Raw genomic sequence first — 13,938 nt, forward strand, 5'->3', positions numbered from 1 at the left:
CGTATGGGTCCACCCAGACGCAACCGGCCATCGGGATGGCCGAAGAGTTCGCGTCGCTGGGACTGCAATGAGCCACTTGGCTTGACCTGGCAGCCAGTTGCACCCGTTCCCAGATCTCGTTCGACATCCCTGGTGAACTGAATAGACGGCGGTGACCGCCACATGGGTGCGCGGCCCATCAATAATGTAAAAGACAGCCGTCAGCACTTGGGCGGACTTTTGTCGCCAACTCAATGCGACGCTCGCTGGATATTCCCCCCGAATGGCAAGCGCACGCATCTTCAGGCGAAGCAGGATTGATCACTCACTCGGAGTCCATTTCGCTCAGGTCAGTCAGTACTTCACCCTACTGTAGACGAGGCCCAGCTCCTCATCGTGCATGATCCAGCGACCAGCAGATCTCTCTGGACACGAATAGAACACCCCAGCATGGTCAGATGCACGCGACCAGGAATTACGGGCGAACTGAGGAAATCGCCGCATGGTTGGCGCGTCGGGCATCTCTGCCCTGCCTGTTGGCCTGCAATCTTCGGGCAACGTCAGCGTCCCACTGGTCGGACGGAAGATCAACCAAGACTCATTGGTGTCCATGTCATGCGCCTCGCGTATGTCGACAGCATCTTTGGGCAACCACTCAGGCAACCACTTCGATTTGCCGATTGCATCCCTAGAGATGGCGTGGTTACGGTCAGCATACTCAGTGCTTGCAACTTCCATGCAGCCAGAGACTGTAAATGCCAACACAATGACCGGCAGAAATCTATGTGCGTTTCTCGAAAGCTTGCCAGTCAACGACGTGGGAAATTTCATTCGGTGCGATAGCCCCGCATAGTTGTTTTGGAACATCTCAGCGATTCAGTCAAGCAAGCTCGATGCAACTGCTGGGCCTCCAGCCCCGGAGCGTAACGATAGCCGGTACCAGTCGGCGTTGGGGCCGATAGTCAATCGCTACCCGGCTTCTTTCCGGTCAGAGTAACCAGAAGTATCAGGACAAGCGCCACGCATACAGCAACATGGAACAAGAGGATGGGCCGGATGGCGAGATAGAGCTCGCCGACTCCAAGGGAATAGGACCCGCGGCCGGAATGCGAGCCCAGGGCTCTAGCAATGATCTGGATCCATACCAGCGCAGCTATCTGAACAGCGATGATTCCAAACGCGGGAAAGAGCCTCCTGGTAGGAGTTCTGCCGACCATTGCGAAGTACGTAAGCACCGAGAGAACCACATAGAATGCAACCAACACCCACGCCATCAACCTATCCTCCGCAGCCGCAGCCCTTGGGCCGGTTCCCCAGCATTTCATGCATTGCCCTTATTGCACCGGTATCGATGTCAGCTCGGCTATCCGCATCCCAGTTGCAGGGCCGCCCTCGGACCACGTCTTCGACGTCACACACCATGACGGCGAGGCTCGTCTCTCCCCAGCCAACGGGTACCCACACCAGCATCAGGAAGATCTCCGGGCGCACCAGATGGATCGAGTGGATGCCCAGCCAGTCGATCTTTACCGCTGCTCGATCTTCAGTGCACTAAAGCGCTGCCGAGCACCTGCCGAACACGTTGGCGGGCTTCTCCCGCAGACTCACGGCAACCACCCGGTGCTTCTGCTCACCGCACCCGCCCATGACCCCATACATGATGAGAAGTCCCTTGTCGTTGACGAAGCCTATGAACTTGCCATGTCCTTCGTCCGAAGCGGTCCTGACGAGATAAACGCTCTCCCCGGATGCTGGCTTCAGGCCAATCGACGGCATCGAATCAATCTTCCCTTCAACCTCTGATGCTGATACCACGATCACCGAATTCCTCAACATCCACTCCGCAATGGCACCTTCACTATCCGGATCAAGCGTGGAAATGCGATCAAGCGGTAGAGCCATGGAATTTCCAGGGATGATCGCATCGGATGAAACATCTACCCAGTTCGATTTCCACTCCGCGTGTTGAACCTTGTTGATGCTGCACCCCCCAAGCATTGGCAAGAGCAGCAGCGCTGCGCGCAGTATGGCTTCTACTTGCACTTAGATCTCCTCTTAATGCTCTTCCGAACCCGATCATCTGGTAGACACAGATGATCAGCCTTGGCGCCCCTTCCAACCGCGTACGGCATTCCCGCAGCACACGCTCCTCTGCGGCTTCTGCATTGTCCAGCAAGCTCAGGTCGAAGGTCTGTTCGTCTACGCCCAGCACTTACATCACCAGGTAATTCCAGACGTCGTCACGAGAACTGCCCTGCACGAACAGGCTCTCCTCAGGGCTCGGTCTCGACCAGGATCCTGTCCATAACAAACAGACCCCACGCCAAGATTACGAAATCAATAGAAATTCCAATAACTCGGAGCGGTACGGTCATCATTTTTAGCGCCAACTCACCAGAAAATCGCCAACACTGCCAAGAATATCCAGGCGATCATAGCGAGGCTTAGCGAGCACGGGTGAGGCGCATCCAACCTGAATCCCAAGATCTTCAGGCGACAATCCAAGGGCTTAAATCTGCAAATAAATCATCCATACGCCAGACGCTCGCCGACTCCTCCCGCGCGGACCCACAGGCCAGCGCGCTAACCTTGTCGATTGCAACTTACTAGAAATCCGTTCTTGATGGGCCCCCAGTCACCACTCAGGTCACGAGAAGAGAGCCTGACGTAGGTCGGTCCCTGAGGAGAACCAGTAGCTAATGCGAAAAGAACCACATCCGAATCACGTTGACGGGACTGCGCAATTATTTCGAAGCCATCAACGGCCGAAAGCCCTTTCACCAAAGTAGACGTAGAAAATCCTGGATGCCCACCCATCAGCACTTCAATCCTTCTGCCTGACTCCATGATCTCACCGACGTCATAGTCGAGGCCCGGCTCTAGTACTGAGTAGGTCGCGTTGCCGAGCTTGGCGCAGACATCGTAGCGACCACTTAAAACACTTAACTCATCTCTCCTGCATGACGAAAGCAATGCAGCAATAACCACGAGGAGGACTATCCTACTCACAGCCGCACCCCCTCCTTACCGCGCCGTTTCCCGCTCTACGTACGTCCTTGACGTTTTCCTCATTCACCGAACTCATGTCTATCCTTCTTCCCTTTATGCCCGGCCCGTAATCTCCAAGGCCCATGAGATGCCCAGCCTCATGCGCGAACGTGGTTTCACCAAGCTGGCCAGGCGTATACCAAAGCCCTTCATTCATGAATACTCGGTTAACCCACTACTCGCCAACGCCATCCCTGAGAACGACTGCATTTGTCGACACCTCATCGTAGCGCGCAATTGGGGTCACGACGGTCGTCACTTGATACTTGCCAAATCGACCGGTCCAAGCCTTCTCAATCGCTTGTGAAACACTTCTTACCTGTTCACCAGATGCGCCTTGGAAATTGATAGGGAGCGAAATGCCGACATTTGTGCCGTTCTTTACGCAAACATATGCGATAAGCCCGAGTGGATCTACTGACGATAGCACCCGTCCTCCAACGTAAGAATACGTAGACACTCCTCCCAGCAACCCAATCGGATCACTCTGCGAGTACCTACCCACCGCCGGGTCATACTCCCGCTGGTAGTTGTAGAACATCCCACTCGCATCCGTCGCCTGCTGCCCCGGGAAGCGCAACGCGAGATCAAACGCCACGCCATCGCCGTCAGGATCATTGGCCGGCGCTTGGTCGCCAAACACCTCGGTCTTGTTGCTCCACTCCCAAATTGCAACATCCCGCACCGGGTCGATCACCACGCGCGGCGTGCCCAGGTGATCGGGCTGGATGTAAGCAAGTTCCGGAACACCGCTGCCGGCCACATTGATGAGTGCTACCGGGTGGTTGTCCAGCCAGATCGCCTGCTGCTGGGCTTCCCCCGTTGCCGAGTAGTTGCCGAGCCACTGCCCGGCTTCGTCGTAGACCGTGATCTGCGCATCCCCGCCTTCGGGCGCGCGCAGTACGCGCTCGCCACGATGATTGTAGCCGTAGCGTTCGGCCACAATCTCACCCAGCTTGACGGCATTCATGCGATTGGCGTCGTTGTAGGCGAAGGTCTTGCCACCGATGCTGGTCGTGTTGCCTGCTGCGTCGTGGTTTCGTGCATCGCCGCCCACCGCCACCAGATGATGGCTGTTAGCCGGATAGCTGTAGGTCGACGTACCCGCCGAGGTGGTCAACGAGGTGCGATTGCCCGTTGCATCGTAGGCATAGGTTTCAATTGGCGTGCCGGTTGCGCCGTCCTGGGTGTGCGTCAGGCGACCCAGCGTGTCATAGGCGTACTTCGCAAGCACGGCTGAACCGGTGCCGTTCTTCAATTCGGTGATCGAGCCCACCGCGTCATAGCCAAAGCCCAGGGACAGGCCACCGGCAGCCGGGTCGTGCACAGCCTGCGGGCGATAGTCCAGATCCAGGGGGCGCTGCAACTGGCGGCCGTTGCCGTAGGTCCAGCCGGTGGCTGGGCCGATGGCTGCATATGTAATTCCATTGGCCAGCACCTGCCGCGCCTGCCCCGGCCGGGTCAGGCCATCTGGCTGATGCGGCCCAACGTGTCGCGCACGTAGTCAGCCACACTGCCATCCGGATAGGTCAGCGATGCGAGGCGACCGGACTTGTTGTACGCGTAGCGCAAGGTGCTGGCGACGCCATTCACGGTCTGCACCTTGCGGGTGATCTGGCCGAAGCGGTCATGGCCGTGTTGTCGTCGGGGTGCGCCACCCTCAACGGACGTTTAAGCGCTTCATAGCTTTAGATCGGAATGATGCTGCGCGATTCAGTGAGGATCAGAAAATACTTTCTTGTACCAGAACGTATTACGACGCTTGAACCAATGGGAGAACTGCTCACAATCGAATACACGCAATTGTCGCATCGATACTCGGTAACGCTGAAAAAATGCGATTAGCTCCCTGAGTCCATCGTCATCCACCATCGACGTATCGACCGTTATTTCAATCACAAGGCCTCGACCTACGACATCCAATACGAATGGCATCTTGTCAAGCCACTCAAAGAATGACCTTTCATCTGTCATCGAGTAGAAGACTACTCGTTCCGCGTTCAGCACAACTTTTTGATCGTTCATCGACGAAGTCCCCCTGGGTATACATTGATGTATCCGCCCCGCTTCAACTGCACGTCCCAATGTGGGCCACCATGCGCATCATTGGGAGCATCCGTCTTGGGTCCCGTCGGGATCCAGACATTGCCTGAGCTATCTTCCCAACCGTAACCTCGGCCATTCGGAGCCTTCACCCATTTCGGGCCCTTCTTGCCCGGACAGAAGCCTTCTGAATCGCCCGGAAGTCCGGGAGCTTTCGCGCCGCTCGGGTCACGAGCATCCTTTGGCTCCTTTCGCGCAAAGATGTCAATGCCAAGTGGCAGCGCAGGGAACATAGTCTCCAGAGCAATGTACCCCGGAATCAGGAAGTCGTGCGGGTAGAGCATCGGTCCTTGGTCTGCAGGGACGTATCCGAGGTCAGGGTGGTAGTAGTCTCCGCTCGAGGATGGGAAGCCTGTTGAATGGGCACGCTGTATTGCCGCTTGGCGGGCCGCTGCAGATTGGAGGCCCAGCGCATCGAGATCGCTAGTCGGTCTTGCCAGAGCGTATGAGAAGGTACTTACTCCTCCCTTCAACCCAATCGGATCACTCTGCGAGTACCGCCCCACCGTCGGGTCATACTCCCGCTGGTAGTTGTAGAACATCCCACTCGCATCCGTCGCCTGCTGCCCCGGAAAACGCATCGCGAGGTCAAACGCCACACCATCCCCGTCGGGATCATTGGCCGGCGCCTGGTCGCCAAACACCTCGCTCTTGCTGTTCCACTCCCAGATCGCAACATCGCGCACCGGATCGATCACCACGCGCGGCGTGCCCAGGTGATCGGGCTGGATGTAAGCAAGCTCCGGAACACCGGCATCAGCCACATAGATGAGTGCTACCGGGTAGTTGTCCAGCCAGATCGCCTGCTGCAGGGCTTGCCCCGTTGCCGAGTAGTTGCCGAGCCACTGCCCTGCTTCGTCGTAGACCGTGATCTGCGCATCCCCGCCTTCGGGCGCGCGCAGTACGCGCTCGCCGCGATGGTTGTAGCCGTAGCGCTCGGCCACCACGCCCCCCAGCTTGACCGCGTTCATGCGATTGGCGTCGTTGTAGGTGAAGGCCTTGCCACCAATGCTGGTCGTGTTGCCTGCAGCATCGTGGCCACGCGCTTCGCCGCCCACCGCCACCAGATGATGGCTGTCAGCCGGGTAACTGTAGGTCGAAGTACCCGCCGACGTGGTCAGCGAGGTGCGATTGCCGGTGGCGTCATAGCCGTAGGTTTCGATCGGCGTGGCCGTTGCACCGTCCTGGGTCTGGGTCAGGCGACCCAGCGTGTCATAGGCGTATTTCGCAAGCACGGCTGAACCGGTGCCGTTCTTCAACTCGGTGATCGAGCCCACGGCGTCATAGCCAAAGCCCAGGGACAGGCCACCGGCAGCCGGGTCGTGCACAGCTTGCGGGCGATAGTCCAGATCCAGCGGGCGCTTCAGTTGCCGGCCGTTGCCATAGGTCCAGCCAGTGGCCGGGCCGAATGCCGCATAGGTCACGTCGTTGACCACGACCTGCCGCGCCTGCCCTGGCCGGGTCAGACCGATCTGATTGATGCGGCCCAGCGTGTCCCGCACGTAGTCAGCCACGCTGCCATCCGGATAGGTCAGCGATGCGAGGCGACCGGACTTGCTATAGGTGTAGCGCAAGGTGCTGCTGACGCCGTTCACGGTCTGCACCTTGCGGGTGATCTGCCCGAAGCGGTCATGGCAGTACTGGGTGCTGCCATTGGCATGCAGCACCTGCCCCAGCCGGCCGGTAGCAAAGCTCTCGTCGCTTGCACACACCGCCGGGGCCACGTCGTAGTGATAGCCCACATCCATGTTGGGGTCAGGGTAGGCCACGCCAACCAGACGATTGAGCGCGTCATAGCTGTAGGTAGCGGTAATACCGCGCGCATCGGTGCGGGTCTTGCGGTTACCTGCACTGTCCACGGTGAAACCGGTACTGCCGCTGTCCGGGCTGATCTGTGTGGTCAGGTCGCCGAAGCCGTTGTAGGCGTAGGTGGTATGCAGGCCCTTTGGGTCAGTCACCTGGGTCACCTGGTCCAGCGCGTTGTACTGGCTGCGGATCTCCGCCTCCACGCCGCCCACGTCCTGCAGGGTCTGCGCCAGCCGGTTCAGCGGATCATGCTGCTGGCGGGTCACGCGCTGCAGGGCGTCGGTGACCGTCTGCGGATTGCCGTTGGCATCGTAGGTGAAGCCGGTGGCGTGGCCGCTGGCATCCTTCAAAACGGTCAGCTGGCCCAGGGTGTTGTAGGTACGGGCCAAGGTACGCCGCAGCGTGCCGCCTGCATCCACGGTATTTTCGTCAAGGCGGTTGCCGGCATTGTCCAGCGTGTAATGGATCGTGTTGCCGGCACTGTCAGCCACGTCGGTCAGCCGCTGCGCAGCGTCGTAGACATAGGTCACGCTGCTGCCATCGGGCTCGGTTGACCCGTCCTGAATTGGGTTGACACCTTTTCCCTCTGGAAAAGGAATGTTCAATGAAATCAACAATCAGGCGCAGCCAGCGGGATTACTCGCTGGCCTTCAAGTTATCGGTGGTCGATCAGGTCGAGCGCGGCGAACTGACCTACAAAAAGGCCCAGGAGCGCTACGGGATCCAAGGGCGCAGCACGGTGCTCTCTTGGCTTCGCCGGCATGGTCGGCAAGATTGGTCGGCTGGGGCATCATTGCCTCCCATGAGCACTGTCCCCAAAGCCGGGGCGGCCAAGCCGCTTACGCCGGAACAACAGATCAAGGCCCTGCAGGTCCAGTTGCGGGAGGCAAACGAGAAGGCGCAGCTCTTCGAGGCCATCGTGGACGTTCTCAAAGAGGATTACGGGGTGAAAATCGTAAAAAAGCCTTCCGGCAAGTCCTCACGCAAAGGCGCCTCAAAGGCGTAAGCGTGGCCAGGGCTTGCCGCCACTTCGGCATCAGTCGGCAGGCGTTCTATCAGGCTGGACACCGTCAGCAGCAGCGAGACGCTGCCGATGCCACGGCACTGGCGCTTGTGAACGACTGCCGCGCGCGCCAGCCTCGAGTAGGTACGCGCAAACTGCACCATCTGATTGAGCCGAAACTGCAGGCGGCGGGGATCGATCTCGGGCGTGACCGGCTATTTGACGTGCTGCGAGAGGCACGCCTGCTGGTGCCGCAACGTCGCGCGTATCACAAGACCACCGATAGCCATCATCGCTTCCGCAAACATCCCAACCTGCTCAAACCCGGAGAAGGCTGCGTAGTTCCTAATGGTTGCGAACAGGTGTGGGTGGCTGACATCACCTATCTGCCCACAGATGGAAAATTCGTTTACCTGAGCCTGGTTACCGATGCCTGGTCACGCAAGATTGTGGGCTGGAGCGTGGATGAGACGTTGCAGACCGAACATGCCGTGCAAGCACTGGAGATGGCCCTGAAAGCCCGGAAAACGAAGCAGCGGCTGATCCATCACTCGGACCGGGGCATCCAGTACTGCTCGGACAACTACCAGCGTATCCACGCCAAGCATGGCCTGACCTGCTCGATGACCGACGGCTATGACTGCTATCAGAATGCTCTGGCAGAGCGAGTCAACGGGATCCTGAAATGCGAGTTTCTGCTTCATCGCCCGCGGGATCTTGGACAGGCCCGCCAGATGGTGGCTGAGGCAGTAGGTATCTACAACGCCGAACGCCCCCACCTGTCCCTTAAAATGCAGACGCCCGATGCGATGCATCGGGCGTCCTTGGCCGCCTGATGGCGGCCGGTTCATCCACCCCGTAGGTGTCAACCTATGGCAGGACGGGTCATGAAGTGACCCCCAAAAGTTGGACAGTTGGGGGATCAGGCGGCCAACGCGGCCTGCTGCCGGTACTTTACCGGGCTCAGGCCCTTTAGTTTCAATCGGATACGGTCTTCGTTGTAGTACCGGATGTACTCCATTAGCCCGGCTTCCAGCCTTTCGATGCTGTCAAAGGTCTTCAGGTAGAAGAATTCCGACTTCAGCGTCCCGAAGAAGCTCTCCATGGCCGCATTGTCCAGGCAGTTGCCGCGCCGGGACATGCTCTGTTTCAGCGAGTGCTTTGCGAGCGTGTGGCGGTATTTTTCGTGCTGGTAATGCCAGCCTTGGTCGGAGTGGATCATCGGTCGATCTTCGGGCGAGAGCTTCTTGATCGCTTGATCCAGCATCTCGCCCACCAAGTCGAACACCGGTCGGCGCTTCATCTGGTAGGCCACGATTTCACCGTTGTAGAGGTCCATGATCGGCGAAAGATAGAGCTTCATGCCCTGCACCTTGAACTCGGTTACGTCGGTCACCCACTTCTGGTTGGGCATTTGGGCTTCAAATTGACGGTCCATTTCGTTGGGCACCACGACGTTGGCCGCACCCTTGAACGCGCGGTAGCGCTTGATGCGCACCCGCGACTGCAGGTCCAGCTCGGCCATCAGCCGCTGCACCCGCTTGTGGTTGATGGCTTCGCCCTGATTGGTCAGCTCCAGCGTTACGCGGCGGTAGCCGTAGCGCCCTTCGTGTTCATCGTAAATCGCACGGATGCGCTCGCGCAGTTCCTCCTCGCCCTCACCTGGATGGGCTAAGGCATTCACCTGGTAATAGAACGTGCTGCGTGAAAGCTCGGCCGCCTCGAGCAACAGCGGCAGTGCGTAGTTATGCCTCAACCCTTCGATGGCTTGCGCTTTGCACGCTGCGCTGCCTGCTCTTCCCGGATCAAGGCATCGAGTTTTTTTAGGTAAGCGGTCTCCGCACGCAGATAGGCCACTTCCTTGAGGAGCTCATCGCGGCTCATGTCCTCGGCTGGCTTGGACGAGCGGGTCTTTTTCATCGGCTTTTCAGGCGGTAATGGTGGAGGCGCCAACGCTTGGGCGCCGCCCTCAGCATACAGCCGCCGCCACTGTCCCACCGCGCCGGCATCGCCAATCTGGAAGTGGGTGGTGGCCTCCCGTGCGGACATGCCGTCCTGGCTCATCTTCTCCAGGACAGCCAGCTTGAACTGGAGATCGTAGGATCGGGCTTTGCGGTGAAACCCCTGTCGACCATGCAACCGGAAGGTCGCTGCCCACCGCCTCACCGTGGAGAACTCCAGACCATAGCGGCGAGCAACCGCCTTGACCGATGTGGAGGTCTTGCAGGCCTCTTTGGCCACCTGCAATTTGAAACGAACCTCATATCTATTCATATAACCCTCTGGGTTGGATCAGGTGTCCAACTCCAGGGGGTCACTTCAAACGCCGAACGCCCCCACCTGTCCCTTAAAATGCAGACGCCCGATGCGATGCATCGGGCGTCCTTGGCCGCCTGATGGCGGCCGGTTCATCCACCCCGTAGGTGTCAACCTATGGCAGGACGGGTCAACTTTGCGGTGTTGCTTCAGCCCTTGGCGACGGTGGCCACGGCCTTGGCGACGTACTCCAGGTTGTTCTGGTTCAGCGCGGCCACGCAGATGCGGCCGGTGCCGACGGCGTAGATGCCGAACTCGTCGCGCAGGCGTTCGACCTGCTCACGGCTCAGGCCGGAGTAGGAGAACATGCCGGCCTGTTCGTTGATGAAGGCGAACTGCGGGGCACCGGCGGCGGCGAGCTTTTCGACCAGGCCCTGGCGCAGGGCGTGGATGCGCTCGCGCATCTCGGTCAGTTCCTGCTCCCACATCTCACGCAGGTCCGGGTTGGTCAGCACGCCGGCCACCAGCGCGGCACCGTGGGTGGACGGGCTGGAGTAGATCGTGCGGATCACGCGCTTGACCTGCGACTGCACGGCCTTCGCATCAGCGGCGGTCGGGGCGACCATCGACAGCGCACCCACGCGTTCGCCATACAGCGAGAACGACTTGGAGTACGAGTTGGCGACGATGAAGCTGTCGATGCCGGCTTCGGCGATGATGCGCACGGCGGCGGCATCCTGCTCGATGCCCTTGTCGAAGCCCTGGTAGGCCATGTCGATGAAGGGGAACAGCTGCTTGTCCTTCAGGACTTCGGCCACCTGCTTCCACTGGCTGACGGTGAGGTCGGCGCCGGTAGGGTTGTGGCAGCAGGCGTGCAGCAGCACCACGGTGCCGGCCTGCAGCTTCTGCAGATCGGCCAGCATGCCGTCGAAATCCACGCCATGGGTGGCGGCGTCGAAGTAGGTGTACTCGACCACGTCGAAGCCAGCAGCACCGAACACCGCGCGGTGGTTTTCCCAGCTCGGGTTGCTGATGGCGATGGTGGCGTGCGGCAGCAGCTTCTTCAGCACGTCGGCGCCGACGCGCAGCGCACCGCTGCCACCGACGGTCTGTGCGGTGGTGACGCGGCCGGCGGCCAGCAGCGGCGAATCCTTGCCGAACACCAGTTCACGGGTCGCCTGCGTGTACGCAGGCAGGCCGTCGATCGGCAGGTAGCCACGCGGTTTGGCTTCGGTGGCGAGCTGCTGCTCGATCTGCTTGACGGCGCGAAGCAGCGGAATGCGGCCGCTCTCGTCGTAGTAGATGCCCACACCCAGGTTGACCTTGGTCGGGCGGCTGTCGGCGTTGTACGCCTCGGTCAGGCCCAGGATCGGGTCGCCCGGGACCAGTTCCACGTTTGCAAAGAAGGACACGGCAGTACTCGTTCTATTTGAGGGGGAGAAGAAGCGCGGGTCGTGAAGCAGCGGCCGTCGGCCACAGCCATGCCATCGTAACAAAGCGTGCCACCCGCGCGGCGGCCATCGTCACGCCGCAGCCCGTACCATGGCGTGTTGTTTCCCCGCCGTGCGTGTAGCTGAACGATGAACGATTTCCTGGAGCCCCGCCGCCTGCCCCTGCTGATCGCCCTGCTGCCGTTGCCGGTGCTGGCCCAGAACGCCGCCGACCCTGCCACGCAGCAGCTGCCGACCGTGGAAGTGCAGGCCGCACGCGTGCAGGGCATCGATCCGTTCGCGCTGCCGGCCAGCCAGGACACGGTGTGGGTGGGCGACGACCGCAGCGGGCCCGGGGTGCAGGTGTCCGAGGCGCTGGCCGGGGTGCCTGGGGTGCTGGCCCGTGATCGCCAGAACTATGCGCAGGACACCCAGCTGTCGATCCGCGGCTTCGGTGCGCGCTCCACCTTCGGCGTGCGCGGCGTGCGGGTGCTGATCGATGGCGTGCCGGCCACCATGCCCGATGGCCAGGGCCAGCTGTCGCACGCCAGCCTGCTTGGTGCCGAGCGCATCGAGGTGCTGCGCGGCCCGTTCTCCGCCCTGTACGGCAACTCCTCCGGCGGCGTGCTGCAGGTGTGGAGCGCGCAGGGCCAGGCCGGCGATCCGTGGCGGCTGCGGGTGAACGCCGGTGCCGACAACACGGTCAGCGTCGGCGCGCAGCTGCGCGGTGCCGGCCCGGTGATCGACTACAACATCGCCGCCAACCACTTCCACACCGACGGCTGGCGCGACCACAGCGAGGCGCGGCGTGAGTCGCTCAACGCACGGCTGGGCGCTGAAGTCGGCGGCGGCCGCCTGGAGCTGCTGCTCAACGCGCTGGATGCCCCTGATGCGCAGGACCCGCTGGGCCTGACCCGCGCCCAGGTGGCGGCCAACCCGCGCCAGGCCACGGCCGTGGCCGAGCAGTACAACACCCGCAAATCCGTGCGGCAGCAGCAGGCCGGCCTGCGCTGGACCCGCGAAAGCGGCGCCCAGCGCTGGCAGCTGATGGGCTACGCCGGGCAGCGCGCGGTGACCCAGTTCCTGCCGATTCCGCCCACCGCGCAGGCCAACCCGCTGCACGCCGGCGGCGTGATCGACCTGGACGGCGGCTATGGCGGCGCGGACGCGCGCTGGGGCTGGAACGGTGACCTGGCCGGGCGCCCGCTGGACGTGGTGGCGGGCATCAGTGCCGACCGCCAGCGCCAGCACCGCACCGGCTACGAGAACTTCGTCGGCAGCACCCTGGGCGTGCGCGGCCGCCTGCGCCGCGACCAGATCGACACCGTGCAGAACGTCGACCAGTTCGCCCAGGCGTGGTGGCAGTGGAGCCCGCGCTGGTCGCTGCTGGCCGGCGTGCGCCACAGTGCCGTGCGCTTCGAATCCGATGACCGCTACATCACCGGCAGCAACCCCGACGACAGTGGCCGCCGCCGCTACCAGGCGACCACGCCGGTGGCCGGGGTCAGCTTCGAGGCGACCCCGCAGTGGCGCCTGCACGCCGCCGTCGGACGCGGCTTCGAAACCCCCACCTTCAACGAGCTGGGCTACCGCAGCGACGGCCAGGCCGGCCTGGCGCTGGACCTGTCGGCCGCGCGCAGCCGCAACTTCGAGGTCGGCAGCAAGTGGCACGCGCAGAACGGAACCCAGCTCGATGTCAGCGTGTTCCGCGCCGTTACCGACGATGAGCTGGCCGTTGCCAGCAACACCAATGGCCGCAGCACCTACCGCAACATCGGCCGTACCCGCCGCCAGGGCGTGGAACTGCAGTACCAGCAGCCACTGGCCGAGCAGTGGGAACTGCAGCTGGCCTGGACCTGGCTGCAGGCACAGGTGCGTTCGCCGTACCTGACCTGCGGTGGCAGTGGTTGCCGCGTGCCCGACACGGTGGTGGCGGCCGGCAGCCGCCTGCCCGGCGTGCCGCGGCAGCAGGCCTTCGCCCGCCTGCAGTGGTCGCCCGGCGACTGGCAGTGGGCGCTGGAAGCCAATGCCAGCAGCGACACGGTGGTGAACGACCTGGCCACCGAGCGCGCGCCCGGCTACACCGTGCTGAACCTGGAAGCCGGGCGCCGCTGGACCCTGCCCGGCGGTGACCTGCGTGCCTTCGCGCGGCTGGACAACCTGCTCGACCAGGCCTACATCGGCTCGGTGATCGTCAACGATGGCAACGGCCGTTTCTACGAGCCAGCCCCGGACCGGCGCGCCAGCGTGGGCCTGCAGTGGTCGTGGCGCTGATCCATTCGGACGCGCTGCGTTACATACGCTTACATCTTC

9 protein-coding genes and 2 pseudogenes are annotated in these 13,938 nt (G+C 61.6%); 2 read left to right on the plus strand and 9 right to left on the minus strand.

All coding sequences use genetic code 11. The annotated features are described in order from the left end of the window. Nucleotides 1–941 precede the first annotated feature (941 nt). The 7 genes and pseudogenes from C1925_RS00170 to C1925_RS00185 all read right to left on the minus strand — a co-directional run. Nucleotides 942–1,253, minus strand: a complete 312-nt coding sequence (locus C1925_RS00170; RefSeq protein WP_108767167.1) for a hypothetical protein — start codon at nt 1,251–1,253, stop codon at nt 942–944. A gap of 277 nt (nt 1,254–1,530) precedes the next feature. Further along, on the minus strand, nt 1,531–2,022 hold the full coding sequence (locus C1925_RS00175; protein WP_254051359.1) for a hypothetical protein: 492 nt from the start codon (nt 2,020–2,022) through the stop codon (nt 1,531–1,533). A 540-nt stretch (nt 2,023–2,562) separates the two neighbouring features. After that, nucleotides 2,563–2,967 (minus strand): hypothetical protein, encoded by a 405-nt coding sequence (locus C1925_RS20840; RefSeq protein ID WP_159097447.1) that lies wholly within the window; start codon nt 2,965–2,967, stop codon nt 2,563–2,565. Nucleotides 2,968–3,469: 502 nt separating this feature from the next. Beyond that, nucleotides 3,470–4,712: pseudogene (locus C1925_RS00180) on the minus strand (RHS repeat-associated core domain-containing protein); the annotation flags it as partial. 28 nt (nt 4,713–4,740) lie between these two features. Beyond that, nucleotides 4,741–5,052: a hypothetical protein gene (locus C1925_RS20845; protein WP_159097448.1), complete on the minus strand. Its 312-nt coding sequence runs from the start codon at nt 5,050–5,052 to the stop codon at nt 4,741–4,743. Further along, the gene (locus C1925_RS21260; protein ID WP_174213527.1) at nt 5,049–5,414 is read right to left on the minus strand and encodes a polymorphic toxin type 37 domain-containing protein; all 366 of its coding nucleotides are present in this window, start codon (nt 5,412–5,414) and stop codon (nt 5,049–5,051) included. Before C1925_RS21260 ends, C1925_RS20845 begins: the two co-directional genes overlap by 4 nt. A 117-nt stretch (nt 5,415–5,531) precedes the next feature. Continuing rightward, a pseudogene (locus C1925_RS00185) lies at nt 5,532–7,487 on the minus strand (RHS repeat-associated core domain-containing protein); the annotation flags it as partial. A gap of 53 nt (nt 7,488–7,540) precedes the next feature. Here C1925_RS00185 and C1925_RS00190 point away from each other — a divergent pair. Further along, a protein-coding gene (locus tag C1925_RS00190; RefSeq protein WP_254051360.1) for an IS3 family transposase occupies nt 7,541–8,775 on the plus strand; the annotation gives its coding sequence in 2 pieces (ribosomal slippage) (nt 7,541–7,904 and nt 7,904–8,775; 1,236 coding nt in all). 86 nt (nt 8,776–8,861) lie between these two features. Here C1925_RS00190 and C1925_RS00195 read toward each other — a convergent pair. After that, nucleotides 8,862–10,213, minus strand: a protein-coding gene (locus C1925_RS00195) for an IS3 family transposase (protein ID WP_108767169.1) whose coding sequence is annotated in 2 segments (ribosomal slippage) — nt 8,862–9,766 and nt 9,766–10,213 — 1,353 coding nt in all. Because the reading frame shifts where the segments join, the coding sequence is not laid out codon by codon here. A gap of 191 nt (nt 10,214–10,404) precedes the next feature. Further along, nucleotides 10,405–11,607, minus strand: coding sequence for an amino acid aminotransferase (locus C1925_RS00200; protein WP_108767170.1), 1,203 nt, complete (start codon nt 11,605–11,607; stop codon nt 10,405–10,407). A gap of 168 nt (nt 11,608–11,775) precedes the next feature. Between C1925_RS00200 and C1925_RS00205 the strand changes: the two genes are divergently transcribed. Further along, entirely contained in the window at nt 11,776–13,899 is a 2,124-nt protein-coding gene (locus tag C1925_RS00205; RefSeq protein WP_108767171.1) for a TonB-dependent receptor, read from the plus strand. Nucleotides 13,900–13,938: the final 39 nt, after the last annotated feature.

The sequence above is a fragment of the Stenotrophomonas sp. SAU14A_NAIMI4_5 genome, from assembly GCF_003086795.1.
In the GTDB taxonomy this organism is placed as follows: Bacteria; Pseudomonadota; Gammaproteobacteria; order Xanthomonadales; family Xanthomonadaceae; genus Stenotrophomonas.